This window comes from Shewanella sp. DAU305 (genome assembly GCF_026802235.1).
GTDB lineage: Bacteria > Pseudomonadota > Gammaproteobacteria > Enterobacterales > Shewanellaceae > Shewanella > Shewanella baltica.
The window spans coordinates 1,869,631-1,895,467 of the sequence record NZ_CP113808.1 but is presented as its reverse complement, the minus strand read 5'-3'; the positions used below and the strand labels follow the sequence as shown (position 1 = coordinate 1,895,467).

General features: G+C 44.2%; 21 protein-coding genes and 1 other RNA gene. 7 read left to right on the top strand and 15 right to left on the bottom strand.

Features of this window, described 5'->3' with window-relative positions; genetic code table 11:
* Window positions 1-213 precede the first annotated feature (213 nt).
* Both OX890_RS08130 and OX890_RS08125 read left to right on the top strand, forming a co-directional pair.
* Window positions 214-579 (top strand): hypothetical protein, encoded by a 366-nt coding sequence (locus tag OX890_RS08130; protein ID WP_006080845.1) that lies wholly within the window; start codon window positions 214-216, stop codon window positions 577-579.
* Window positions 580-868: 289 nt separating this feature from the next.
* Window positions 869-1,075, top strand: a complete 207-nt coding sequence (locus OX890_RS08125; RefSeq protein WP_006080844.1) for a hypothetical protein — start codon at window positions 869-871, stop codon at window positions 1,073-1,075.
* 80 nt (window positions 1,076-1,155) lie between these two features.
* On the opposite strand, the gene OX890_RS08120 is transcribed toward OX890_RS08125, so the two are convergent.
* From OX890_RS08120 to aceB, 3 genes are all read right to left on the bottom strand, one after another.
* On the bottom strand, window positions 1,156-1,524 hold the full coding sequence (locus OX890_RS08120) for an acyl-CoA thioesterase (RefSeq protein ID WP_006080843.1): 369 nt from the start codon (window positions 1,522-1,524) through the stop codon (window positions 1,156-1,158).
* A gap of 534 nt (window positions 1,525-2,058) precedes the next feature.
* Entirely contained in the window at window positions 2,059-3,384 is a 1,326-nt protein-coding gene (gene aceA / locus OX890_RS08115; protein WP_107404095.1) for an isocitrate lyase, read from the bottom strand.
* 140 nt (window positions 3,385-3,524) lie between these two features.
* A complete protein-coding gene (gene aceB, locus OX890_RS08110; RefSeq protein WP_268650395.1) occupies window positions 3,525-5,174 on the bottom strand; it encodes a malate synthase A in 1,650 nt (549 codons plus the stop codon).
* A gap of 859 nt (window positions 5,175-6,033) precedes the next feature.
* Here aceB and OX890_RS08105 point away from each other — a divergent pair.
* A complete protein-coding gene (locus OX890_RS08105) occupies window positions 6,034-8,496 on the top strand; it encodes a TonB-dependent receptor (RefSeq protein ID WP_126491445.1) in 2,463 nt (820 codons plus the stop codon).
* A 128-nt stretch (window positions 8,497-8,624) separates the two neighbouring features.
* Here the strand turns inward: OX890_RS08105 and OX890_RS08100 are convergent, their stop codons facing one another.
* From OX890_RS08100 to OX890_RS08085, 4 genes are all read right to left on the bottom strand, one after another.
* Window positions 8,625-10,394 carry a monovalent cation:proton antiporter-2 (CPA2) family protein gene (locus OX890_RS08100; protein WP_006080839.1) on the bottom strand — a complete coding sequence of 590 codons (1,770 nt, stop codon included), beginning with the start codon at window positions 10,392-10,394 and terminating at the stop codon, window positions 8,625-8,627.
* Between the two features lie 332 nt (window positions 10,395-10,726).
* The gene (locus OX890_RS08095) at window positions 10,727-12,472 is read right to left on the bottom strand and encodes a GGDEF domain-containing protein (protein ID WP_268650604.1); all 1,746 of its coding nucleotides are present in this window, start codon (window positions 12,470-12,472) and stop codon (window positions 10,727-10,729) included.
* Window positions 12,473-12,520: 48 nt separating this feature from the next.
* Window positions 12,521-12,736: a hypothetical protein gene (locus OX890_RS08090; RefSeq protein WP_259566275.1), complete on the bottom strand. Its 216-nt coding sequence runs from the start codon at window positions 12,734-12,736 to the stop codon at window positions 12,521-12,523.
* Window positions 12,737-12,795: 59 nt separating this feature from the next.
* The gene (locus OX890_RS08085) at window positions 12,796-13,587 is read right to left on the bottom strand and encodes an SAM-dependent methyltransferase (protein WP_268650394.1); all 792 of its coding nucleotides are present in this window, start codon (window positions 13,585-13,587) and stop codon (window positions 12,796-12,798) included.
* Window positions 13,588-14,015: 428 nt separating this feature from the next.
* On the opposite strand from OX890_RS08085, the gene OX890_RS08080 reads away from it, so the two are divergent.
* Window positions 14,016-14,507 (top strand): outer membrane protein assembly factor BamE, encoded by a 492-nt coding sequence (locus OX890_RS08080; protein WP_006080835.1) that lies wholly within the window; start codon window positions 14,016-14,018, stop codon window positions 14,505-14,507.
* Between the two features lie 115 nt (window positions 14,508-14,622).
* Here OX890_RS08080 and OX890_RS08075 read toward each other — a convergent pair whose 3' ends face one another.
* Complete coding sequence (locus tag OX890_RS08075) at window positions 14,623-14,955, bottom strand: RnfH family protein (RefSeq protein ID WP_006080834.1); 333 nt, start codon at window positions 14,953-14,955, stop codon at window positions 14,623-14,625.
* Window positions 14,945-15,382 carry an SRPBCC family protein gene (locus tag OX890_RS08070; protein ID WP_006080833.1) on the bottom strand — a complete coding sequence of 146 codons (438 nt, stop codon included), beginning with the start codon at window positions 15,380-15,382 and terminating at the stop codon, window positions 14,945-14,947. The genes OX890_RS08075 and OX890_RS08070 overlap by 11 nt, the downstream gene beginning before the upstream one ends.
* 278 nt (window positions 15,383-15,660) lie before the next feature.
* On the opposite strand from OX890_RS08070, the gene smpB reads away from it, so the two are divergent.
* From smpB to OX890_RS08055, 3 genes are all read left to right on the top strand, one after another.
* Window positions 15,661-16,152, top strand: coding sequence for an SsrA-binding protein SmpB (smpB, locus tag OX890_RS08065; RefSeq protein WP_006080832.1), 492 nt, complete (start codon window positions 15,661-15,663; stop codon window positions 16,150-16,152).
* Between the two features lie 71 nt (window positions 16,153-16,223).
* Window positions 16,224-16,579, top strand: a transfer-messenger RNA (tmRNA) gene (gene ssrA / locus OX890_RS08060).
* A 277-nt stretch (window positions 16,580-16,856) separates the two neighbouring features.
* A complete protein-coding gene (locus tag OX890_RS08055; RefSeq protein ID WP_310473058.1) occupies window positions 16,857-17,618 on the top strand; it encodes a phage integrase central domain-containing protein in 762 nt (253 codons plus the stop codon).
* Here the strand turns inward: OX890_RS08055 and OX890_RS08050 are convergent.
* The 6 genes from OX890_RS08050 to OX890_RS08025 all read right to left on the bottom strand — a co-directional run bounded on the left by OX890_RS08050 (window position 17,557) and on the right by OX890_RS08025 (window position 25,701).
* The gene (locus tag OX890_RS08050; RefSeq protein ID WP_268650393.1) at window positions 17,557-18,657 is read right to left on the bottom strand and encodes a DUF4145 domain-containing protein; all 1,101 of its coding nucleotides are present in this window, start codon (window positions 18,655-18,657) and stop codon (window positions 17,557-17,559) included. The two genes, OX890_RS08055 and OX890_RS08050, sit on opposite strands and share 62 nt — an antisense overlap.
* Before the next feature lie 105 nt (window positions 18,658-18,762).
* Window positions 18,763-19,940, bottom strand: a protein-coding gene (locus OX890_RS08045) for an IS3-like element ISSba5 family transposase (RefSeq protein WP_268649739.1) whose coding sequence is annotated in 2 segments (ribosomal slippage) — window positions 18,763-19,682 and window positions 19,682-19,940 — 1,179 coding nt in all. Because the reading frame shifts where the segments join, the coding sequence is not laid out codon by codon here.
* 81 nt (window positions 19,941-20,021) lie between these two features.
* Window positions 20,022-20,297, bottom strand: coding sequence for a hypothetical protein (locus OX890_RS08040; RefSeq protein ID WP_268650392.1), 276 nt, complete (start codon window positions 20,295-20,297; stop codon window positions 20,022-20,024).
* 624 nt (window positions 20,298-20,921) lie between these two features.
* Entirely contained in the window at window positions 20,922-21,434 is a 513-nt protein-coding gene (locus OX890_RS08035; RefSeq protein ID WP_172599561.1) for a hypothetical protein, read from the bottom strand.
* A gap of 110 nt (window positions 21,435-21,544) precedes the next feature.
* The gene (locus OX890_RS08030) at window positions 21,545-22,780 is read right to left on the bottom strand and encodes a DEAD/DEAH box helicase (RefSeq protein WP_126491429.1); all 1,236 of its coding nucleotides are present in this window, start codon (window positions 22,778-22,780) and stop codon (window positions 21,545-21,547) included.
* Window positions 22,781-22,935: 155 nt separating this feature from the next.
* Complete coding sequence (locus OX890_RS08025) at window positions 22,936-25,701, bottom strand: EAL domain-containing protein (RefSeq protein ID WP_126491428.1); 2,766 nt, start codon at window positions 25,699-25,701, stop codon at window positions 22,936-22,938.
* Window positions 25,702-25,837: the final 136 nt, after the last annotated feature.

Below are 25,837 nucleotides of genomic sequence, written 5' to 3'. Positions count from 1 at the left end.
ACTTCACCCAAAACTGAGATCTAGCACAAAGTTATTGGCATAAAACTCATGCTAAATAGAGACATGACAGATTAAGTAAATGGTTAATTTTCATGCAGTAACTATCCTTCTCCGTCAAAAAACATCAAGGCTAAATAGACTTAATTAATGATTGACCGAATTCAAAAACGATGCCTATGATGGCAACAATATCCTCGAACAGGTAGGTACGCTATGACTGCAATCACCCATGTATATAACTACACAGTTAGATGTCCACATTACAAAGATCCTGAACATCCCGTTACTTGGTTAAATCATATTGAAATGAACCAGTCCTGTGAAATCGCGTTAAATCGCATCACTAAGTGGCACGAGCTTTCTGGGGATAAGTCCTTCGAAACAAATAAGTTTGTGGTTCGTAAAGCCGAAAATGAAGATGCTTACTTCTCAATGCAGAGTGACAGACTCAAAAATGACGGCCATGCCCTAGTCACCTTTAAAATCTTTTTAGATGATTGCTGTGACGATGCTGCACCGGAAGAAATCATGCAGCACCTGATTGAAGACTATCAACAACGCTTAGCCAAACTCGAATAATCTTTGCAGTATTATTTAGCGACCTTAGACGCCAGTGTGCAAAACGCCACTGGCGTTTTTATTTACTGAATTCATAAAATTTAAACTCCGACGTCATTTCGCCCTATCCGTTCCACACCTCTTGCCCAAACTTGCCTAAAGACATTACGACAACGGCTTGGCAGATACTGGTGTCATAGCGTGATTCAGCTCAAGATCTGTTATATTGTCCCGAATGTTATTTGGCACTGTAGAAATGGCAGGGCTCAGTAAATTGAGTTACGAACTTAAATTGAGGATTAGCATCACAATGAATAAAGCGACGCTCATTATTATTCCTTTATTACTCGCTACATCCGCCTGTGCGGATTTAAAGGACGCAGGCCGTGCTATCGGCACAACCACTAAAGATGTCACCACTGAGATAGGCCACGCGACTCGAGACACCACCAAAGCCATAGGTCATGCCTCGCGGGATGCCGTCAAATCGGTAAAAGAAGATTTAACCAAAGACTAATCACAGTGACGCCTAGGCGTCACTGTCTGTTTTCAGCGTCTTATCTATTCAAACGTCACGCATTTTAAGCTCCGCGCCCACTAAGCCGCATTCGCCCGAATACCATGGGGCACAGGTAATCCTTGGGCATTCACATGCACAAACACCATCTTATCTATGCTCACCACTGGTGCCTGCGTCATCTTATTGCGCACTTGGCAGCTTACGGTAATCGAACTGTGGCCGAGGCTCACCAGCTCCAGACCAAACTCGATCACATCACCTTGGTGCGCTGGCGTCATAAAGTTGATTTCAGAAATCAGCTTAGTCACATGGCTAGTGCTCTTCATCTGGCAGGCAGCAAAAATAGCGGCCTCCTCGTCTATCCAACTGAGCAACTGACCGCCAAACAGCGTATTTGCTGGATTTAAATGTTCAGGTTTAACTAAACGGCGACTGTAATATTTCATGGCGGTGACCTCAATGTGAATGCCAACAATCAGCTTTAATACGCTATAACTTTCCAATGTATTCAGAGCATTTTTCAGGCCACAATTGATAGCCATTAAATAACAATGAGATAGCAATAAGCTGCTGTAAAACAATCCGATTACTGCACCAAGTCGTATCAGAGTTGCACCATATTAATCAGCACAATAGTGAACCAATAAGCAAAAAAATAGCGACTCATAGAGTCGCCAAGCTAAGGCAAGCAAAAACTTACTGGGTAGGAAGTTAAGTCACAAAATTTGACTTAAAAACCCGCACAGCACATGTAGGCGAACTGCACGGGGGACAAGAGCTGCAAAGCAGCTAAACACAGGCTTACGGGTAACACTCTTTCATACTCGACTCGAGATTTAGGCTGCAAGGTCGGTAACTCATCACAGTCCGCCCTTGCCCTCTATTTCGAGTTTTTAACCACGCCTCACCACACATCGGCATAAGGCGTGCTGAGGAGTGATCCACAATCACAATGGATCATCCTAAGCGCTGCTTACTGCTTAAAACTGCTCTTCTTCGGTGGAACCTGTCAGTGCGGTCACTGATGAATGGCCACCTTGAATAACAGTAGTCACTTGGTCGAAATAACCTGTGCCCACTTCCTGTTGATGCGCGACGAAGGTGTAACCTTTCTTCGCTGCAGCAAACTCAACTTCTTGAACTTTTTCAACATAATGCTTCATGCCTTCGCCACGAGCATAGTCGTAAGCGAGGTCGAACATGTTGTACCACATGTTGTGAATGCCGGCTAAAGTGATGAACTGGTACTTGTAGCCCATGTCTGACAATGCTTGTTGGAAGCGCGCGATAGTGGCGTCGTCCAGATTTTTCTTCCAGTTGAACGAAGGCGAACAGTTATACGCCAACAGCTGATCTGGGTATTGAGCATGAATCGCTTCAGCAAAAATCCGCGCTTCTTCAAGATCCGGTTTAGCGGTTTCACACCAAATCAAATCTGCATACGGGGCGTAAGCTAGACCGCGAGAAATCGCTTGGTCAAGACCCGCTTTAACACGGTAGAAACCTTCATTGGTGCGCTCGCCAGTCACGAAATCACGGTCGTATGGGTCGCAATCTGAAGTTAACAAATCGGCCGCGTTAGCATCGGTACGGGCGATAACCAGTGTATCGACACCGCTCACATCCGCCGCTAAACGTGCAGCAACCAGCTTTTGTACCGCTTCTTGGGTTGGCACTAATACTTTGCCGCCCATGTGGCCACATTTCTTCACTGAAGCTAACTGATCTTCAAAGTGAACGCCGGCAGCGCCCGCGTCGATCATCGACTTCATCAGTTCGAAGGCATTTAATACGCCGCCAAAACCCGCTTCTGCGTCAGCAATAATTGGCAGGAAGTAATCAACAAATTTTTCATCTTCTGGATTAACGCCATTGCCCCATTGAATTTGGTCAGCACGACGGAAAGAGTTATTGATACGGGATACCACAGCTGGCACAGAGTTGGCTGGGTATAAAGATTGATCTGGGTACATAGTGCCGGCTAAGTTAGCATCAGCAGCCACTTGCCAACCAGAAAGGTAAATCGCTTCGATACCCGCTTTCGCCTGTTGTACCGCTTGACCGCCCGTTAACGCACCGAGCGAATTCACGTAGCCTTTTTTAGCGCCGCCATTCACCAGTTCCCATAACTTAGCCGCACCACGCTTGGCGATAGTATTCTCAGGCACGATTGAACCGCGAAGTGCAACCACTTCTTCCGCGGTGTAAGGACGACGCACGTTTTTCCAACGTGGGTTTTCTGCCCAATCTCTCTTGATTGCATCAATCTGCTCTTGACGTGAATTCTGAGTCGTTGCCTTAGTCATAGTGTCGCTCCTTTCTCTTTGATGTTGTAGCTATCATGAAACTGCCCCCCAGTTTCACTCTGCTAAATTGTTTGGTTGACGGTAGCCCCGCCACAGCTAAATCTGATTGATATAAAACGGTTCAAGCAAATGGGTTCATCCTAGGCAGTCAGCATTTCGTAACCGGGTAAGGTTAAGAAATCGACCAGCTCGTCGGAGGTGGTAATGTCTTCGAGCAATACCGCCGCTTGGGTGAATTTGCCATGGGTGAATCTGTCGCTACCCACTTCTTTTTTCACGTTCGACAGCTCTTCAACCAACATGTCTTTAAAGAGTTGCTTGGTCACGAGTTTGCCGTTTGACAGCGACTTACCATGTTGGATCCATTGCCAAATTGAGGCTCTAGAAATCTCAGCCGTAGCCGCATCTTCCATTAAGCCGTAAATAGGTACGCAACCGTTGCCGCTGATCCACGCCTCTAAATACTGCAGTGCGATACGAATGTTCAGACGCATCCCCTGTTCGGTGCGCTCACCGTCGCAGGTTTTAAGCAGTTCGCTAGCCAGGATTGGCGCATCGACATCACGGGTAATATGCAATTGATTACAGTGATCTTGGCCTATGTATTCGTTGAAAATACCCATAGCGGTATCGGCAAGACCAGGGTGTGCCACCCAAGTGCCATCGTGGCCGTTACGCGCCTCGAGCTCTTTATCTCGACGAACTCGCTGCAATACCGCTTCGTTCTGAACCGGATCTTTGGCTGGAATAAAGGCCGCCATGCCGCCCATCGCTAACGCACCGCGTTTGTGGCAGGTCTTAATCAAGAGTCTTGAATAAGCGCTTAAGAAAGGCGTATCCATAGTGACGGCTTGGCGATCCGGTAAGACTCGGTCGCTATGACGCTTTAATGTTTTGATATAGCTGAAGATGTAATCCCAGCGACCACAGTTCAGTGCGACGATATTGGAACGCAGCTCGTAGAGGATTTCGTCCATTTCGAACACGGCCGGCAACGTCTCGATCAGGCAAGTACATTTAATCGTGCCCGCTTGCAGACAAAATCTTTCCTCAACAAAAGCAAACACTTTTGCCCACCAGCGCGCTTCAATATGACTTTCTAACTTAGGAATATAAAAGTATGGACCACTGCCCTTGGCCAAAAGTTGGCGATAGTTGTGGTAGAAATACAGAGCAAAATCAAACAGTGAGGCAGGAATCGCTTTGCCATTAAACTGCACGTGTTTTTCTTTAAGGTGCAGACCACGAACGCGGCAAATAAGCACTGCCGGATTTGGTCCTAATTTGTAGTGCTTCCCCGTGTCCGGTGCTGTGTACTCAATATCACCACGCACGGCATCACGTAAATTGATTTGACCTTCGACGACTTTTTCCCAGCTTGGTGCTAAAGAATCTTCGAAATCGGCCATAAACACTTTGGCATTGGCGTTGAGTGCGTTAATCACCATCTTACGTTCAACGGGACCTGTGATTTCTACGCGGCGGTCAAGTAAGTCATCGGGAATTCCACGAATTTGCCATGCACCATCACGGATAGCGCGGGTTTCAGGCAGAAAGTCGGGTAATGAGCCTTTATCGATACGCGCTTGCTTATCTTTACGTTTAGCGAGTAAGGCGGGTACTTCGTCGGCAAATTCACGACAAAGGGATTCGAGTAAGGCGACAGCCCCTTCGGTAAAGATGACTTCTTGGCCTGGAATGTCACGACCCACAATATTAAGCGTGGCGTTTGCTGTAGCTTTACCCAGTGTCGAATTCAATTGCTGTTCACTCAAAGTGTGTTCCGTCATCTTGATGCCCTCCCAAGAGGCTCCACTATCACAGGCTTAACGCTGACATATAAAGCAGTAGCATCCCCAATCACCGCTGCTTATAAACTCACCAAAAAACCATCAAATGTTTGTTTCGAACTAAAACTTACCGACAAACGTTTGTATTTGCAACAGTCCGAGATTGACAAAAAGGGGCACTAACCTAAGTAAAAAGCATGCTAAAATTGGTCTGACCAAGCAAAAAATAACAACCTAATATTATGATATTAAATGAATTAAACATTTTTACTACATTAGGTAATTTGAGTTAAATGAAACTTGTCAGACAACTTTACCAACCACCAAGCAAAGTAATTATTTACGTAATTAAATTACAAACAGTAAATATATAAATACATCATTTTTACCCTATTAGACCTAAGTAGAAAATACCCAATGTTTTGAACTAACCTAGAGGGAAGCAAGCTAAATCTATATAAATCATAATGATAACGACTGCTACCATCACCACAAATTAAAACGACCGTTTTATTTTGACGTTTACGTAAACGCAATAACACCCAAGTGTAATACCAGCTAAGTACTAGGTTGTGTTTCCCGATCAACAAGGTGGGATGTGATGGTTAACTCAAAAAATAAATCACTTTTTTATAAAAAAAATGAAACAAATTTGAAATTACAACGGGATGGAGCGTAAAACAGCCCTTTTATGACGTTTCTCTCTTGCTAGAACCCATTACTGGTTTGCTCAAAAAGATGCTTTGTGCAGCATTTATTGGCAGCACTGCACATTTCGACAATAAATGCTGAAACATTTGTTGCCAACTTAAATGCAAATCATTACTATTCGCGACCTATTTATTTGGGGGAACCATTAATGAAACCATTTCGTTTGTCGCTAACCGCACTCGCCTGCCTTTCTGTTTTATCGCAAACCGCACACGCTGAAGCCAACTCGATATCAGCAAATGCTGAAGCCAACGTTGAGCGCATCACGGTTTATGGCAGACAGAACTCAGTAGTGAAGAATTCAGGGCTGGCGACTAAATCCGACATGTCTCTTATGGAAACCCCAGCAGCTGTAGTGATTGTTGACCAAGAGCTGATCGAAACCCAAGGTACAGATAATCTGCAGGACTTGATCCGTAACATCAGTGGCGTAACTCAAGCGGGAAATAACTATGGCATTGGTGACAACATAGTCATCCGTGGTTTAGGCGCAAATTACACCTATGACGGTATGTATGGCGGTGCAGGCCTAGGAAATACATTCAACCCCACGCGCTCTTTAACCAACGTTGAATCCGTTGAGGTATTAAAAGGCCCAGCGACTGGACTCTATGGCATGGGAAGTGCTGGCGGCGTGATCAATCTGATTGAAAAGAAACCGCAGTTTGAGTCAAAGCATAAGTTCAGCGCCGAAATGGGCCAATGGGACACCTACTCCCTTGCTCTGGATAGCACGGGCGGCCTGAGTGATGATGTCGCCTACCGTTTAGTGGCCAAATCTGGCCGCAGTGATGGGTATCGCGATATAGGTACAGACAGAGACGAAATCTATGGCGCCTTAAAATGGGTATTAAGTGATAGCCAAGATTTAATGCTTTCAGGTGCTTACATAAAAGATGCTATTGCCGTTGATTCAATTGGTCACCCGATTCGGATTTACAATGCAGAATCTGTCGGCGGTAAGAGCGCGGGCGAGGTCACGTGGCAAGATCTGGTCAATGATCCCAATGGTAATGGTCTACAACTCACCGATGCACAGCGTCAGGAGTTAGCGGCCTCGTTGTCGGGCGCTGACGGCTTAACCCCCTATTCGTTTGGTGATGCAGGGCTGATTTCACCCATGGCGAAGGACAATGAGGGTGAAGAGTTAAGATTTAAACTGACCCATAATATCTATTTCACTGACAATTTGTTCCTCAATCAACAATTGCAGTATCGCGACTACACGTCAGGTTTCGCCCGCCAAACTGGCGCCTATAACTACGTCTATTGGAAGCGTAACATCAAGATTAAAAACGTACCTACCGACGTGATTAACGAAGAGCCTAGATCGCCTTTAGTTGAAAATGGCGTACTTTATCCTTTTGCTGCAAGACGTCAGGAATACCGTAAAGTGGATGCCGACGAGACGTCTTGGCAGTACTTTGCCGATCTACGTTATGACTTCCAAATTGGTAACATAGACAATGAATTATTGGTCAATGCCAACTATGAAGACCGTAATATTCGCTTCCAGCAATATTCTATCTACGATGCCGATCAAATCTTTAAAAACAAGAAAGGTGAAATTACTTATCAAGGCTCCCTGCCTTATATTTATGACATCCGTAATCCTAATTGGGGCACAGGTAAGTTTGAGGACTATGACCCACTCAAGACCGCGAACTATGACAAAAAGGTCAGCGCTTGGGGTTTAGGCGTACAACACGTGGGATATTTAGGACATGGCTTCACCACACGTGTAGGTGTCGCATTTAACGAGATAAAACAAAGTTATGAACACTTAGGTGTCGATGAACGCTATAGTGCAAGTCAAGCTGCTGCGACGCAGGAAGAGGACACTACGGATAACGGCATCACCTATAATCTAGGTTTAACCTATATGCCGACGGACGACTTATCTTTCTTTGTGAACCACTCTAAGGGACGCACGGCTTACAGCATATTAGGTTCTGTGACGGGCAAAAATACTGATCGTGAAGATTCAGAATCGGTAAGCAATGATCTGGGTATGCGCTTTAAAGCCTTTGATGATCAAATGCTCGCATCATTGGTGCTCTTTAAGAGCTCGCGCACCAATGTGCCCTATACGAATGAAGAATATAAAATAGGCGTATCAGGACCAGAAGTACCCGTGTATTTTTACGACGGAAGTGAAGATACCCAAGGGGTTGAACTCGATCTCAATGCCCACTTAAACGACAGCTGGCGTATCAACCTTAACGGCATGTACCAAGATGCAAGGGATAAACAAAATCCAAGTAGTTTAACCTACAATAGCCGTCAAAAAGGCGTGCCTTATGTCACTGCCAGCGCTTGGGTGACCTATGGCGCCGATTGGTTTAGCTTATCAAGCCCAATCGAATTAAGCCTTGGTGCTAAATTTGTAGATGATCGCAGCACGCACTCTAGCTCATTTGGAATTCCAGACGGTTACGTGCCTAGCTATACTGTCGTCGACTCGGCGGTGAGTTACTGCACTGATTCTTGGAAAATCCAGCTTAATATCAATAATCTATTCAATAAAGACTATTACAGTAAAGCGATGTTCTTAGGCGGTATGCCGGGTGAAGAACGCAACGTCAAACTGCAATACAGCTATAGTTTTTGAGCGCTAAATAGATTTAAGCGCTAAACTGCAGCGCGAAAGTGGATATGTTTCCAACAAAAAAGAGAGCATTTATGCTCTCTTTTGACATCTAAATCCTCAATTGAGAATGGCAAATGATACCCAGCATATTAACTGACATTCTCCCTATCACCGCGCATAAGGGATTCCAACTCTGCCTTACCCTTATTCGATAGATTGATTAACGTCGCTAAATCATTTTGATGAGCCGCACTCGCAATCACCAGTTTCTTATCATGCTCAGCAAAGATTTTTACCCGCTCATTGGCTTGTACCTGAGATAGACCTAAACCTTGGAGGATCTTCTCACTGGCCGACAGCGCCGAACCAAAGGTCTCACGAAAGACATCCGTCACCCCAAGGCTCATTAAACGATAAGCATGGTTACGATCCCTTGCCCGCGCGACTATGTGGATATGGGGAAAATGGGTTTTCACTTGCTGGGCGATTTCGATGGAATCCTCAACACTGTCCACGGCCAGCAATAACAAACGCGAGCGCGCGATCCCCGCCGACATTAACATGTCTAAGCGTCTGGCATCACCAAAATAGACCTCACCGCCATATTTGCGAATAACATCCACATGGCTCGCATCCTTATCCAACGCGACAAAAGGGATCCCTGATGAGGCCAAAATACGCCCGGTTATCTGGCCTACTCGGCCAAAACCGGCAATCACCACTTCCGATTCAGTGACATTAATCGTATCTGGCAGGCGAGTGTCCACCACCTTAGCCTTAGTTGCGCGAAACAGGGTAAACAATATCGGCGTCACCGCCATAGACAAACCAATCGCCAGCACTAACACTTGCGCAATTTTATCGCCGACAATGCCAGATAACTGCGCCTGGGATAACAGCACAAAGGCAAATTCACCGCCTTCGGCAAGGATCAACCCCAATGCAATACTCGGTCGCCATTTGTGGTGCCGAATGCGGCCCAGCACCATCAGCACAAACGTTTTAATCAGCAACATCGCCATTAAAATACCTAAGATAAGTAACGGATCTGATATCAATAATTTCAAATCCATACTCATACCGACCGCCATGAAAAACAGCCCAAGCAATAAGCCTTTAAAGGGTTCGATGTCGGTTTCGAGTTGATGTCGATAACTTGAATTTGCGAGCATAATACCCGCCAAAAATGCCCCCATACCCGCAGAGAGTCCAAGCCACTCCATTAACTCAGCGCTGCCCATCACGAGCAGTAACGCAAAGGCGGTGAGTACTTCACGCACCCCGCTACTTGCGACTAACTTAAGGAGTTTTGGCAGTAAGTATTTGCCCACTAACACAAACCCTACTAGGGCTAGACACGTCCAGTACCAAGGCACGGCATGATGCTCAATCTGCGCCGAATTAGGTGCCAAATATGCCGTCAGCAGCAACATGGGGATAACGGCAAGATCTTGCATCAACAAGACACCAAAGGCATCACGCCCGAGTGGGGTTGTGAGCAACCTATGTTCACTCATTAACTGCACAGCAAAGGCTGTCGATGATAAAGATAGCGCGGCGCCAACCACTAAAGCTGCGTCAACAGACAAGCCAAAGCCCCAAGCCAAACCACCAATCGCAGCCCATGATAACAACAACTGACCACTGCCTAAACCAAAGATAGCACTGCGAAGTTCCCATAATTTACTTGGATTTAATTCGAGTCCCAGCACAAACAACATCAGCACTACACCTAACTCGGCAAAATGCAACACAGCAGCAGGATCAGAAACTAAGGCCATGCCGCCTGGGCCTAAAATGATGCCAGCACCTAGGTAGGAAAGAATCGGGCCGGCGCCAAAACGTTTACCCAAAGGAACAAAAATAACCGCCGCCAATAAAAATAGCAGCACCGACGTGAGTAAACTCGACTGTTCCATGAAGGCTCCAACGGAAAAAGGAATGTGCAGTGTTCCATATAATGGCCCAGCCGCAGCTAGGCAAATTAGCAACTATGATATCCCATTTATTTATTAACAAGGTCAAGGCAATTCATTAAAAATGAGAAATTTTTGGTACGAAAACACTTAAGCGTGGGGGAAATCAACTGGAGCAACAAAGCTGAGTAAAGAGCGTTCAGAGACGCCTTAGACTGTTATCGCATTTTTGTTAGTGGCGGCAAAACGCAAAACGAGAAACAAATGAAGCAACGATAAAAACCAGTAAGGACTTTGCCAACTCAGGATGAGACTAAATGTTCACTCGACTTACATTACACCGAGGGCGATGCGATATGACGCCGTAAATCAGTTGCCTGCTTGTCACATTTTAAGATGTCAGAATAGCGTACTACGGCATTGCGGCCATTGGCCTTAGCGGCATAAAGCGCCATGTCAGATCGGTGGAATAATGGGTCTAAACTCAGATCATCAGCCATTAAACCGCTCACGCCAAAACTCGCCGTAATGACGAACTTATGTCCTGAATGTTGGGTATCAATGGCCTCGATACGGGCTCGGCACTGCTCCGCCACTTCCATGGCTTTCTCTTCATCGGCATAGGGTAATAAAATCGCAAATTCTTCACCGCCGATACGGGCAAAAACATCACCATTACGGATATGGAACTTGAGGGCATCAACCACCTTCTTAAGCGTCCAATCGCCAGTTCCATGGCCAAAAGAATCGTTGATCCGTTTGAAGAAATCCAAATCAAATAAAATGACACTGAAATCCCCACCGCGGGCCGTGACTTGAACAAAAAGGTTTTCCCCTAACTCTTGCCCTGCACCGCGATTCAAGATACCTGTTAATGCATCCATTCTCGCCATACGCATAAACTTACGTTTCTGCAACTGACCTACAACTAACAAAATCCCGAGGAAGAACAGTCCGCCCACTAGAATAGTGACAAACATTAACATATTAGTATATTCGCGCTCTTTTACCGTTTGCTGAGCGACATACAGTTCACGTTCCTTATTTAATAAATTAATTTCACGTGACTGTTCATCAGCATTAAACTTTGCAGCCTGATACGCTAACGTTTTCATTTTCGCTTCATCAAACATCAGTTGATTGTAATACTGCTCTTTTTTCGAATACACATAGGCTTGTTCAAACTGTTTATTCTCAGCATTTAAGCCAGCTAACACTTTAAAGACGATATGCTTTAAATCAGTATAACTAGGATCATCAGGTAATGACGTAACGAACTTGGCATGCTCGACCGCCTCAGCAGATTGCTTTAGTGCAAAATACGCTTCGGTTAACAAAGAATGGACACTATTAATTTCTAGTTGAAAGTTAAAAGACTCGTATCCCTTTAAAGCACTCAAGAGCAAAGGGACTGAAGCAGAGTACTCCTGTAATCTTAACTTAGACTCTCCCATCCCTTTCAATGCAATAAACGAAATCAATGGAAAACCATTCGACTCACAAAAATCGTGCGTGTACTGGAATTCATCAAATGCCTTGTCATATATTTCAAGCTCTAACTGATAAACTGATAAATACAACTTTGCAGTACAAATATCTTTTACATTATCTGCTGAAGCAAGCGATTCTGCCTTAGCCGCGTAGCTTCCCACCTCTTCCTTAATACCCATTGCAGAGTACAAACTGGCTAAACGTAGATATGCAGCACGTTTGATGTCTATGTTTTCTATTCTATCTATTAACCCTAGGCTTTTGCTCATTACAACAAAAGCGTCTTTAAAGTTCCTAAGGGCGATGTAAGCTGTTGCCTCATAGCTATAGGCAGAAAATAAATAATCGCTATTTTGAACTAAATTTTCAGATTGAATTAAATTATCTAGGGCTTCTTGATATTGACCTGAATAAATAAATGAAGTCCCTTTAAATACCAATAAACGACCTTGCTGAAAACGCGTCATATGCTCGAAATCAGCTTCAAGTTCATGGAGCTTAGTGATTGCACTTTGCATATCGGTATGTTGTAGCTGCTCCAGATCAGCTAATACCTCATCAAAATTGATAGTTGCAGCCATTAAGGGCATACAAAATATGCCCGAACATAACCACAAAAAAGCGCGCAGGAGTTTCAATTACTCACCATTACCATGGGAAATAACTAAGTAGGCTTTACAATAATCATCCCCACTCAAGCTTTTCAGTTTTTCCATGTCTCCCGACATGACGGCTGCAATTTCTTCACCAGTTAACCCATGGGCACGCATTACGGCCTCAGGGTCCTGTTGATACGCTTGCATCAACTGTGCATCTTGGCCTAACTGAGTAAAAAAATCGGATAATGCAGACATACTTTTTCCTTATTTTAATGATGACTTCCGAATTCAACTCAGAAGTACGACTCTCGCAATTAGCCTAAATCTTCAGGCCTAATACCTAATTTGGTTAAAATAGCATAGTTGTATTCGAGTTTTTTTGCTGGAGGGATCAGTAACGTACTGATGGGAGACAAGTTTGCCTCGGGCAGCTTACTCAACGGCAAATACTCAATTCTAGGGGCTTGAATGGGTAAATTAGCAGCCTCGTAGATCACCACTTGATGATCCAGTGGATACCATTGATGCAGTTGTTCAACCAAAATCTGCAGCCTATCACTCGTAGTATGGAACTGAGTTAAGGTATGTTCGCCAGCAATAGCAATTTGCCATAGCAACAAATGAGTTGTCGGATCGGGCACATGATTAAAGAACATAAACTGGCTGGCTTCAAAACTTTGGTGTCCTGAATTACCAGGGTCTATACCTAAATCTGCCCATAAACACGCCTCGGCCGATATCCCAGGCTCCATCTTTGCAGCAAATCCTTCAGCCCTCGCCTGCTTAATCGCTAAATGGGACACGCAAGCAAACACACCTGGGTGGCCATAAAGCACACAAACTGTTTTTTTACCGGCTCTCACAGCGTCCAAAATTGCACTCACCATCTGCTCATAGGTCTCACGGCGATTTTTCACTTCGCCATCTTGAGCATAAAACGGCTGCAAATTGATGACATTAGGATTAATTGTCTGGATCCAACGCTGCGAAAAACCATCGGGCAGGAGTGAAAACACCACATCTGCGTGCTCAATATAACTGCGACTCATCACACTGATTTGTCCGGCCAGCTGTAAACCCGTGCCTACGCAAACTAAAGAACCCAAAGCATCTATCCCAATATTTTATTTTAAACACTGCGAACTCATACCTAAAGCCACAGCACAAGAACATAATAAAAACATATCGGTAACTTTAATCTGATTTACGCAAGATTACTATGGTTATCGCCACATAAACGGTTTATCGACTTACCGACTAATTACTTGGCTTTAAAGAAGAAATCTGGCTCCCATTTCCTTTTGTCCAATCCTGTCAGCAGTAAACCAGTACGGTTCAGAGGCTGAAAAGCACACCCACAGCCCCATGTGACTTCTACGAATAAATATCCTTAAAGATTGAGAACTAAAGCCAACATCACGGGTCGAAAAGTCACACAATTCGATCTATGACGGCAGCAAAGCCCGATTGCCCTTGTCATGAGGGGGAATGCTTGGGTATTATGGCCGCCAGATTTTCAGAAGTAGCGCATACAATGATCAATAAAAAGCAAAGTCTTACCCTGCTGAGCGCTGTGGCGCTCTCTGTTTCGCTCAGTGCTTGTAGTGTGTTCGATTGGTTGATTTATAAGCCCGACATCCCACAGGGTAACTACATGGAACCGCAACAAGTTGAAAAGTTGCGCATTGACATGACCAAAGAACAAGCCGAATACATTCTCGGCCGTCCGGTTTTACGCGATAGTTTCGCCGACGATACTTGGTACTACGTCTATCACTACAAGAGTGGACGCGATGCCAGCATTACGCATAAAGAACTCATTTTGCACTTTACGGGTGATAAACTCACCGCAGTGAATGGCGATTATGAGCTAAGCAAAGAATTTGATACGCCGCTCGAGCAGAGCAGTTTACCTACGGGTAATAAAACTGAGCTAGTGCCACAAATTCCTGCACAGCGTCCAGATGCCAAACCTTTAGTAAAAGAAAACCAAACAGAAGCGCAAGTTCAAAAACCAATTAAGTAATATCCTAAACTTTGCTTATGCTCTTCTCAGTCAATGAAATACAAAAAAGCGCCCAAGGGCGCTTTTTCATTGAGTAATGATGTCAAACTGACATCAAGTAGTTATACCAACCGTATTAAGCCCTTCCGCCAGTGACTTTATTCGCGCGGCCTTCATCTTTGGCTTTATCTGCGCGGCGGCGGCGAACATCCTTAGGATCAGCAATCAAAGGACGGTAAATCTCGACCCTTTGGCCCGGTAAAATCACTTGGTCATGTTTAACCACATTACTAAACACACCGAGTTTAACCGTGTCTAAATCGATCTCAGGGAAAAAGCTCACTATGTTACTTAAACGCACCACCTCTATCGCCGACGTGCCGGGATTCACATTCACCGAAATTACTTTTTGCTGAGTAGGCAAGGCGTAAACCACATCAACTACAAACTTATCTGTCTCATTTGTCACTGTAAATCACCTTAGCGCGACTCGTAAACGCCGTCACCATTGATACCATAAGATCATTAAACACTTTACCAAAGGCCATATCGGCTAACGAGTTTGAAAACTCAAAACTCAGTTCGAATTCTACCTTGCAAGCTTCTTCAGTCAGCTCAGTAAAACGCCACTGCCCCAATAAATGCTTAAAGGGCCCATTTTCCAATGTTAAATCAATACTCTTCCCGGGAACCACTTGGTTGCGAGTCGTAAATGTCTTACGGATCCCCGCTTTACTCACATCCACAGATGCCAGCATAGTCTTACCATCAAATTCTAAGACTTTGCCACCCACACAACCGGGTAAAAATTCCTTATACGACTCGACATCATTCACTAAGTCATACATTTGCATCGCACTAAAACGGACTAACACACTTCGAGAAATTTGCGGCATAGGACTTAGCACTCTTAACTAACGACTTCACAGCGACCTTAGCAAACTCAAACGCACGAAAAAAACGCACACGCGATGAACAACTTAGGCAAGCAATCAAAATTTGCACGGATTTTATCACGATACGTAAAAAACGCACCCCTTGTGCACTTAAGCTGATACTCAACCCCCTAATGGCGTTCAAAAAACCAGCAACAACACGATAGAGGCTTGAAATTAACTAAATAAAACCTTATATCAATACCAAATTGAATCACCGTGCGTATAATGGCGCCACTATGGTAAAGAAAAATTCAAGCAAAGCCGCGCCTGCGACTATCGCACGTAATAAGCGCGCAACCTTCGAATACCGTTTCGAAGAGAAAATGGAAGCTGGCCTATCCCTAATGGGATGGGAAGTTAAATCTATCCGAATGGGTAAGGTCAACTTGTCCGACTGTTACGTATTCCTGAAAAATGGCGAAGCCTTTATGCATGGCTGCACCATTATTCCTTTGAATACGGCATCGACACATGTTGTCTGCGATCCCCTGCGCTTGAAAAAGCTGCTACTCAGCCGTAAAGAGCTTGATAAACTGGCCGGCTTAGTCGAGCGTCAAGGCTACTCCATTATTCCTATTTCTATGTACTGGCGTAAAGGTGCATGGGTGAAAGTGGAAATTGGCCTAGGTAAAGGTAAGAAAGATCACGATAAGCGCGAAGATACTAAAGCGCGTGAATGGGAAGTTGAAAAAGCCCGCGTGATGAAAAAAGAAAAAACGCACGGATAATGAACAAACGATTGAACTTGAAGCAAATGATGCTAGGTGATCATTGTGCTACGGGTTACAATCAAATTCTTGGGGGCGATTCTGGATTCGACAGGATTCACGAAACCCTGGGAGCATGCCGAGGGGCGGTTGGCCTCGTAAAAAGCCGCACCGTTATAGTTGCAAACGACTCTAACTACTCTCTAGCAGCTTAGGCTAGCTAGCCATCTGACACAGGTCTCTCAAATGGGCAGTGTATACAGATGGTCATCCTACATTTGATAGCGAGGGAACTCCGTCCGGGGGTGAACCGCGAAATAGTACCGGACTCGCCCGATGAAATCCTGTCTTTCGGAGTTTATTCGGGTTAATTAAAAGAGAGACTAAGCATGTAGTGCCTTGGATGTAGGTGTTCTGGACGCGGGTTCAAGTCCCGCCGCCTCCACCAATTAAAGGAACGAAGACGTCTTAGGACGTCTTTTTTTCTGTCTTTAAAACACATAAATCAATGAGTTACGTAAAAAGCTGTTCCATTTGTGTACGATAACGTTTGTTGAAAACCAGAACTTTTAGTAACATCAGAAGTAACATCGGCACATTTATAGCCGTTTCGATGTTACTAAAACCATAATTTAGGCCTATAACTCTCAATAATTTATAGGTTTACATATCTTAGTAACATCGCTTTAATCACTCAGGTCAGTGTTACTAAGGATGGTGTTACTATGGCAAGGCTCGCAAAGCCCCTTTCAGATACAGAAATAAAAAATGCTAAAGCAAAAGACAAAGAATATAACCTGGCAGATGGGGCTGGGTTGCAGTTAAGGGTAAAGCCTAACGGTTCTAAGCTTTGGCTTCTCAATTACGTCAATCCAATTACTAAGAAAAGACAAAACCTGAGTTTTGGCGCATATCCTGATATTTCACTTGCTGATGCACGTAAACTCGCCCAAGAAGCAAGATCGCTCATCGCATTAGACACTGACCCAAAACAACATAAAGCTAATGAGCTAGCTGCAAAAGCGGCACTGACTGAACATACTTTTGATAAAGTCGCTCAACAATGGTTTGAAGCTAAGAAAGAATCAATAACCCAAGAACATGCTGATGCAACATGGCGTTCTTTCAAGCTGCACATACTCCCTGCTTTAGCTAAAACTCCAATAAGCCACATCACCGCGCCGATGGTTATTAAAGTATTAAGGCCTGTTGAAGCAAAAGGTAATCTCGAAACTGTTAAGCGATTAAGCCAACGCATAAACGAAGTCATGATATACGCCGTCAATACAGGCCTTATTCATGCAAACCCTTTATCTGGTATTAAGTCAGTATTTAAAAAACCACGCAAAGAACACCTTGCTGCACTAAAACCAAATGAATTACCTGAGTTAATGCTGGCTATTGCGAACGCCAGTATAAAGAAAGTCACCCGCTTTTTAATTGAATGGCAATTGCATACCATGACTCGCCCCATACGGTATCTATAGTAAATGAATTTTTTGGTTTGAGTCCTTTTGCATACCGCTTTGCTTGATCTATTGAGCTATAAACGTTCTTGGCAGTCTTTTTAGCTTCAACAACCGCAACAGGTGTGAGGCCCATAAATAATACATAATCTGCAGGGCCTGATTCTGTTGGCCACTCGGCTATAGCACGATTTTCATTGGGTACTGGGCGCACATTCTTAGAGTACCTAAGGTTAACGCTGTCGGCTTTCCAGCCTGCGTCATTCAATTGCTTATCAATAATGATGCGTGTTTCAGACTCATCCATATGAAATGGCAATTTCTCAATACGTTTGATTTCTGTCGTTTTGCTTTTCTGATCTTTAGCCTGGAAGTTAATTAGTAATTCATGATTAGCCGCTTCCATCTTCGCTCTATATTCGTTTAGCTGCGCTTCTTGCTCAGTTGCAACCTCTTCCCATACTTTGCTTTCGGCAAGCATTTTTTCAGAGCGCTTTCGCTCGGCTTCAGCTTTTTCTGTGGCTAATTGATTAATAGACTCAGCAACTGCTAATCGTTCTGTAGTCCGTTGCTGTTTGCGTTCAAGCTCAAGCATTTTTTCTTCGAGCATTCGAACTTCATCAGAAGGGTCTTTGGGTTTGATATAGGGCCCAGGCTTAAATCCTTTTGCTTTTTCTCCACCATAAAGCTGGTGGTACCAAACACTTAGAGCATAACCAATTTGCAGAGACTGCAAGGCATCCCTATGACTATTGGAAGTAATATCGTGGTTAGCGTTATTGCCTAGTTTTCTAATGGTATGAAATGCATCTTTGATTCGTTGATCAAGCCTTAAGGAGTAATCAAGATTTTTGAGTAAATCGATCTGCTTAATATCTTTGCCGGAATCAACACCTACACGAGCAGCGATGTTCTTGGCTAACTCTTCACCTAACTGACGCATCTTTAATAGCGTAGTGTTAGGGTCTGGCGCAAAACACCATTCAGCTGTTTGTGCTAAACGAAGTAATAGCTCATCGTGGTGCTTAAGAAAATCGAAGTTACTAATATTGCTTCCCATCAGTGATCCCTTCCATAGATAACTATCAACTTCTAACCAAAACAATTAATTCATAAAAGTTTAAACTCGAGTTTGCCACAAAGTCTTTAACTAGCAATGTAGTGGTCAAGTAAAATTGGCCACGGTTTTAGAGTCATTCCAATATAAACGTTCTGACTCATTTGGCGTTAACCCACCATTATATTGATGGGGTCTGGTCTCACTGTAATATCCAGTGATGTAATTTGTGATCTCTTTATCTGCTTCTGTAAAATTCCCATAACCACTGGCGGGTATCCACTCAGATTTCAAACTTCTAAAGAAACGCTCCATTGGGGCGTTATCCCAACAATTCCCGCGGCGACTCATACTTTGCTCAATTTGAAGACGCCATATTAATTGTCTGAATTTCAAGCTTGTGTAATGCGAACCTTGATCGCTGTGATATATCACATTCTCAGGCTTACCCCTTAACTCAAATGCCATTTTCAAAGCTTTACAGGTCAGCGCACTATCTGGTGATAATGACAAGGCCCATCCAACAGGTTTGCGGGAAAATAAGTCAAGAACAACGGCTAGATAGGCCCAGCGATTACCGACCCAAACATACGTCACGTCGCCACACCACACTTGATCTGGTTGAGTTACTGCAAACTGTCGATTAAGCGTATTGGGGATTGCAACATGCTCTTGTGTCGCTTTCCGATAAGAATGCTTAGGCTGCTGACAGCTTAATAACCTAAGCTTTTTCATTAGATTACGGGCTCGATAACGACTGAGACCAATCCCTTTGTTAGTCACTAATTGCGCTATCGTTCGCGCACCGGCAGAGCCATGACTAATACGATGTGCGGCCTTCACTTCACTGCATAAAATAGTAAAGTCTGCATCAATATGTTCTTTTCTTTTTAGCCAATACTTATAGCTACTTCGATGCACTTTGAATGCATTACAAATTGTGAGAATAGAGTGGCTCTGCTTGAGTGCGCTGATTAGCGTAAATTGTTCATCGAGTCTGACATCAAGAGAGCGGTAGCCTTTTTTAGGATGAGATTGTGCTCCTCAAGACGAGCTATTTGCTTCTTCAGCTCACGGATTTCAATTTGTTCAGGGGTAATCGGAGATGCTTTTGGTGTGCCACCCTGGCGTTCTAGTTTTAACTGTCTCACCCATTTATCCATAGTGGACTTACCTACGTTCATCGCCTTTGCAGCTTCGATGATGCTATGGTTTTTATCGAGGACTAATTGGGCTGCTTCAAGTTTGAATTCAGCACTAAATGTTTTTCTGGTTGTCGATCTCATGTGTTCACCTAAAGTCATCTACGAGGTAATAATATCACCTCTATTTAGGTGGCCAAAATTAGTGTGCCACTACACAAAGAGTTAAGAACTAGAATATTGATAAACGTTTATGATTATTAACTCTAGCCCTTTGAAGCCCCTTTGAAGCCTCTTTGAAGCCTCTTTGAAGCCTCTTTGAAGCCTCTTTGAAGCCTCTTTGAAGCCTCTTTGAAGCCTCTTTGAAGCCTCTTTGAAGCCTCTTTGAAGCCTCTTTGAAGCCTCTTTGAAGCCTCTTTGAAGCCTCTTTGAAGCCTCTTTGAAGCCTCTTAAGTAAAAACCAAGCTCTATTAATGGCAAGATAATTTTATCACTGAGCACTCAAGACTAACCGGTCGATGTAGTAATGAGCATACATTGAGTGATCACTGATTACTCAGTGAATACTCAGTGAGCAGTCATTGTTTATAACACCCAGGGTGAGTTAAGCCACAATAACTTAGTTACTGGTTTACGATACACTTCGAGCAAGCTTAAAATTATGATGAACTCGATTCACAAAAAACAGTGCTGGTTTACGCTGGATTAGCGCGGATATGGTCGGAGCTTATTTTGTAAATAATTCAACTAGAGATAACTTGCGCTATAGGCGTGAAAATTACTTTTAGTAACACCAGAAGTAACACTGACAACAGCCAGCTTAAATATAATCAATTACAAACAATGAATTGTGAAAACAATTCAGATGACGCCGCCCCAATTTTACCAGAAGGGCTTAACCGCAAGGTTAAGCCCTTTTTGTTTGCTCTGCTCATGGAACGCAGTTTGAGATTTTATTTCCACAATTAAGCTTTGCTAGCTCGGATGGTTTGAGATTTTCTAGCTTGGGTAGTTTGAGAATGAGATATAACTCAGATCACCTGCTTGGACTTGACCATCTAAGACATACGCATTGCTGCTAACGATTGGCTCCGCCATCACTAAAACCTATGAAAACGGCAAAAATCAGTACGAGAAGAGTAATACAGCAAGTGCGATTGAAATCGAAATAGAAATTAAACCAATGATTAAATGTATATATCTAGATAGGAATTTGTTTTCAATCGCTTCTTCAGGGCAATTGATTGGAACACATAAACTGATCTTGTCACCGATTTGAGGTCCAAACCGAGTGTAAGCTTGTTCGTCATAATTAATCAGAGTTCCTCTTGTATAACGCTTTCCTTGCCAAAAATATTCTATAACCGGATTAATGAAAATTTGTTGGTACCTGAAGTGCTCATGTTCTGGACTGTATCTGGTATTTTCATCCAGTGAAATAATAGTCCCTTCAACGATATCGTATGTTAAAAATTGATCCTCTCTAAATCTCAATATTCCACCAATCCCGATGAGACCAAGGGTAAATGAGAACCAAGAGAATAAAATATGTCCTCCTATATCCTCAAAAACAAATGCAGCGATGATCACGGAAGGAATAGACAAGATAAAAACCAAAAACAGCATCAATCGCTTCATACAACACCCAAAAAACAATTCAAAAAGGCCAAATCATACTAAAACGCTAACTGACGGTGAAACGATAAACATGATTAACTTTACACCGCTACACAAACTCCTATAAATAATTAACGCTTCTTAGCGCCCAAAGCGCGCTTTTTGGCACGTTGTTTTTGGGCCGCTTTGCCGTTACGCCTTGGTTCAGTGTCCATTTTATTAAAGTCGGGTTCGAAGCCGGGTAACCATTGTTGTGGTAAACGCTTGTCCAATACGACTTCGACTTCTTCCAGTAATAGGGCATCCTCTTGGCTAAAGAGGGTGATGGCAAGCCCTGCACTGCCCGCTCGGCCTGTGCGGCCAATACGATGAATATAATCCTGCGCGATAAAAGGCAGCTCAAAGTTAATCACATACTTGAGTTCAACAATATCTAGGCCTCGGGCAGCAATATCCGTGGCCACTAGCACTTGAATCTTGCCTTGTTTAAATTCCTGCAAGACTTTCTCGCGCGCACCTTGGGATAAGTCACTGTGAAACGCCTGAGTACTGATATCGGCTTTATTGAGTTGCTGAACCAATTTATCGACACCTTGCTTAGTGCGGCTAAAAATCAGCACTTGATGCCAGTTTTTACTGCGTACCAAATGGCTGACGAGTTCGGTTTTACGGTCGGCGTCGACGGCATAAACCACTTGCTCAATTTCGGCAGCGGTCGTATTGCGCTTGGCAACTTCAATCAACTTGGGATCGTGCAGTAAGGTTTTACTTAAGCTAAAGATGGCGGCATCTAAGGTGGCAGAAAATAATAACGTTTGTCTGTCACTCGGCACTTGCTTGAGCACGGCTTGAATTTCATCCATAAAGCCCATGTCGAGCATACGGTCGGCTTCATCAAACACAAGCACGCTCAATTGCTTAAGACTCAATGCGCCTTGCCTGAGGTGATCGAGTAAGCGACCCGGTGTTGCGATTAACACATCTATCCCTGCATTAAACACGGCAACCTGCGCATCGATACTCACGCCGCCGTAGGCGATGCCGACACGGATATCGGTCCCTTTAGCGTACTTAACAAAACTCTGTTGTACCTGCACTGCCAGCTCACGTGTCGGCACTAAGACTAATGCGCGTACGGGTCTCACCGCAGTTAACTCTTGCAAAGGGCTGAGTGCCAACAAATGATGCAAGATTGGCAAGGCGAATGCTGCGGTTTTGCCTGTGCCCGTATGGGCGCCAGCCATCACATCCCGTTTCGCCAAGATGGTAGGGATAGCTTCTAGCTGGATAGGCGTTGGCGACTCATAGCCAAGACTCGCTAAGGTATTCACTAATGTGGAGTTTAAGGATAAGACACTAAAAGACATTGCGGTTAACCACTAAAAATAATGACCAGAATTTTAGCAGACACAAACCCAAGCGACTAGCGCCATAGCGCTAGCCCTGTGGTTCTATCGGATGAAACTAAATCAATTTCACGATAGTCAGCCTTACCATAAGTCAGTCTCGCAATACGCCAGCATCACGATAGAAATGCGTCGAGATCTTCTGGTAGTTGCGGACGGCTAAAGAGATAACCTTGGGCTTGATCGCACTGATTTTGTTGCAGAAAATCGGCTTGTTCTTTGGTTTCCACTCCTTCGGCGATAATGTCGAGCTTCAACGCATGTCCAAGCGCAATCACAGCCTTAGCAATCGCGGTATTGTTAGTATCGAAGGGAATATCCCGCACGAAGGATTGGTCAATCTTCAGTTTATGGATGGGCAGTTTTTTCAAATAATTCAGCGATGAATAACCAGTGCCAAAGTCATCGACAGATAATTCGATGCCCAAATCGCCAAGTCGCTTTAAGTCACGGATTGCAAGATCGGGATTTTGCATCATCACACTTTCGGTCACTTCAAGCTCTAAGTGTTTGGCGGGCAAGCCCGTTTCAGCTAAGACACGTTTTACATCATCCACAAAGGAGCTGCGCTGTAACTGCTGTCCGGCTACGTTCACCGCAATGCGGCCAAAGTGTTTGCCTTCACTAAGCCAACGCATGCCCTGACGACAGGCGGTTTCTAACACCCATAAACCTATCTCATGGATAAGACCAATTTTTTCCGCCACGGGTATAAATACCGCGGGCGAAATTAAACCCAGTTGAGGATCATGCCAACGCAGCAACGCTTCAAATCCCACGGTTTTTCGAGTCACTAAGTCGAGTTTTGGCTGGTACATCAAGTACAAGGCATTTTGCTCAATCGCACCATAAAGGGCACTTTGCAGCTTAAGATGTTCAAAAGATTGCTGCGTTAAGGACTCTGTATAAAAAGCGTAATTATTGCGGCCATCATTTTTGGCGCGATACATAGCCGCATCGGCGTTACGCAGTAAAGTGTCCGCATCGGCTCCATCACTTGGATACAAAGACACGCCCATGCTCGCGGTCAAACGCAAGTGGTCGCCCGTGCTCACAATAAACGGTTGTTCAAACACTTGCCGCAATTGATGAATGGCAACCGTAGCATCTTCGCTATTGTCGATCCCCGAAATTAATGCCACAAACTCATCGCCACCAATACGTGATAATACATCTTGATCGCCCACTTGGCTGCGTAAACGCTTGGCAAGCTCGACCAGCATTTCATCACCTATGCTATGGCCAAAACTGTCGTTGATATGCTTAAACAAATCGACATCAATCATCACAATCGCTAACTGCAAATTCAGCCGCTTAGCTTGTCGCACTTCTTGTTTGAGCTGCATCATAAACTTCATGCGATTAGGCAAATGCGTTAGCGGGTCGAAATACGCTAAGTGCGTGAGTTGCGCTTCATTCTCTTTTTGGGCAGAAATATCGGCAAACACAGCGACAAAATAACGCACATCACCGACTTCATCATAAATCGTACTTATGGTGATATTTTGCGGGAAAATAGTACCGTTTTTACGCCGATTCCAGATTTCACCATTCCACTTACCGTTAGCCAACAGGGCATTCCACAGTTTGTCGAAGAATGCTTTATCATGGCGACCCGAGCTAAAAATCCGTGGATTCTGACCGAGCAGCTCTTCCCTCACATAACCTGTGATCTCAAAAAATGCGCCATTTACGTCGGTGATATTGCCGTGTCTGTCGGTCACAACCACGCCTTCGACCGAGTTTTTAAATACATTGGTCGCCAGTGTCAGTTGTTCTTCAACCGCTTTATGCTTGGAAATATTGCGAGTCATCCCGATAACGCCCACAAACTCACCTTGGGTATTTAAGGTTGGGAGTTTGAGCGTTTCTAACCAAAGATGATTTTTAGCTTCATTGCCGTCTAAACACTCAGCGACAATAATTGGCATACCAGACTCGATAGCGAGCCTATCCCCCTCTAGGAAAATATCCGCAATATCTTCACCAAAGAGTTCGACATCGGATTTACCGACAATCTCACTGCGGGGCATTTCCCATGCTTTCTCGACGCTGCGATTACAGAGTGTATAAATGCCAGCGGCATTTTTCATCCAAATATGTTCTTCAAAACTATCAATAAATGTTTGTAAATCGACCGTATCGACACAGCTTGGCGTACCTCGGCTTAATGCTTCAGCCGCACTGTGTTGGCTCAATATCTCGCCTAACTGACGTTGAATGCTATCGCTGGTAAGCTTTGCAAGCTGCAGCGTTTTCGAATCTACGCCGTGCGCCTCGTTGTGATAAAAACATAAAAAGCCAAAATTTGCCCCAGATGGCCAAGCGAGGGATAAACAAATCACGCTGCCGATTGCGCTACAAGTGCGCCAATCTGAGTGCTGCCGAGTATCTATGATCAATTGGGACTGACTGACCAGCTCAGTTAACTCTGACACAGATAATGACGAGGTGATTTGATAGTGACCTAATCGAGGCAATACCGAAATCGGCTCGGTTGGGCTGACCAACTTCTCTTGGGCTAATTGGGCATCAACGGAAGTTTCAACAGCATCTGAAGGACTGGAAGTGAGTTCTGATGTCGTCGCGTTTGATGGAGTGGCTGTTGATGGAGCAGCTTTTGACTGTGTAGCGGTTGATGACGTAGTAGCTGATAATGTTGCGATAGGTAGGGTTTTCGCCGAATGATTGCCACTTAACTGACAGAGTATTGCCTGTATTTCGCTTTCAGCCGCAGAATCTGAACTTAACATGCTGCTAAGTTCACCCGCAGCATTCCATGCTATTAATATTGCTTTACTGTTTGATATCTCGGCGACTAAGTTAACGTCCCTCAACCAGTTATCCAGCTCTTGCTGCGAAATAGGTACATCTATCATCATCTTGCCAACTAATACTTAGTTACTACTCAATCGACCCACGGCGAGAATACCGTAAGACCCCAAACGCATGCTCACATTAGCCCCAGAGGGAAAGCGTTAACCAAGGGGTAAAACTTCATAAAATTTTACTTTTAAC

What these genes read in the sequence shown, in the direction of transcription:
- OX890_RS08130 (WP_006080845.1), top strand. Translation starts at nt 214, where the DNA reads ATGACTGCAATCACCCATGTATATAACTACACAGTTAGATGTCCACAT.
- OX890_RS08125 (WP_006080844.1), top strand. Translation starts at nt 869, where the DNA reads ATGAATAAAGCGACGCTCATTATTATTCCTTTATTACTCGCTACATCC.
- OX890_RS08120 (WP_006080843.1), bottom strand. Translation starts at nt 1,524, where the DNA reads ATGAAATATTACAGTCGCCGTTTAGTTAAACCTGAACATTTAAATCCA.
- aceA (WP_107404095.1), bottom strand. Translation starts at nt 3,384, where the DNA reads ATGACTAAGGCAACGACTCAGAATTCACGTCAAGAGCAGATTGATGCA.
- aceB (WP_268650395.1), bottom strand. Translation starts at nt 5,174, where the DNA reads ATGACGGAACACACTTTGAGTGAACAGCAATTGAATTCGACACTGGGT.
- OX890_RS08105 (WP_126491445.1), top strand. Translation starts at nt 6,034, where the DNA reads ATGAAACCATTTCGTTTGTCGCTAACCGCACTCGCCTGCCTTTCTGTT.
- OX890_RS08100 (WP_006080839.1), bottom strand. Translation starts at nt 10,394, where the DNA reads ATGGAACAGTCGAGTTTACTCACGTCGGTGCTGCTATTTTTATTGGCG.
- OX890_RS08095 (WP_268650604.1), bottom strand. Translation starts at nt 12,472, where the DNA reads ATGCCCTTAATGGCTGCAACTATCAATTTTGATGAGGTATTAGCTGAT.
- OX890_RS08090 (WP_259566275.1), bottom strand. Translation starts at nt 12,736, where the DNA reads ATGTCTGCATTATCCGATTTTTTTACTCAGTTAGGCCAAGATGCACAG.
- OX890_RS08080 (WP_006080835.1), top strand. Translation starts at nt 14,016, where the DNA reads ATGATCAATAAAAAGCAAAGTCTTACCCTGCTGAGCGCTGTGGCGCTC.
- OX890_RS08070 (WP_006080833.1), bottom strand. Translation starts at nt 15,382, where the DNA reads ATGCCGCAAATTTCTCGAAGTGTGTTAGTCCGTTTTAGTGCGATGCAA.
- smpB (WP_006080832.1), top strand. Translation starts at nt 15,661, where the DNA reads ATGGTAAAGAAAAATTCAAGCAAAGCCGCGCCTGCGACTATCGCACGT.
- OX890_RS08055 (WP_310473058.1), top strand. Translation starts at nt 16,857, where the DNA reads ATGGCAAGGCTCGCAAAGCCCCTTTCAGATACAGAAATAAAAAATGCT.
- OX890_RS08050 (WP_268650393.1), bottom strand. Translation starts at nt 18,657, where the DNA reads ATGGGAAGCAATATTAGTAACTTCGATTTTCTTAAGCACCACGATGAG.
- OX890_RS08035 (WP_172599561.1), bottom strand. Translation starts at nt 21,434, where the DNA reads ATGAAGCGATTGATGCTGTTTTTGGTTTTTATCTTGTCTATTCCTTCC.
- OX890_RS08030 (WP_126491429.1), bottom strand. Translation starts at nt 22,780, where the DNA reads ATGTCTTTTAGTGTCTTATCCTTAAACTCCACATTAGTGAATACCTTA.
- OX890_RS08025 (WP_126491428.1), bottom strand. Translation starts at nt 25,701, where the DNA reads ATGATGATAGATGTACCTATTTCGCAGCAAGAGCTGGATAACTGGTTG.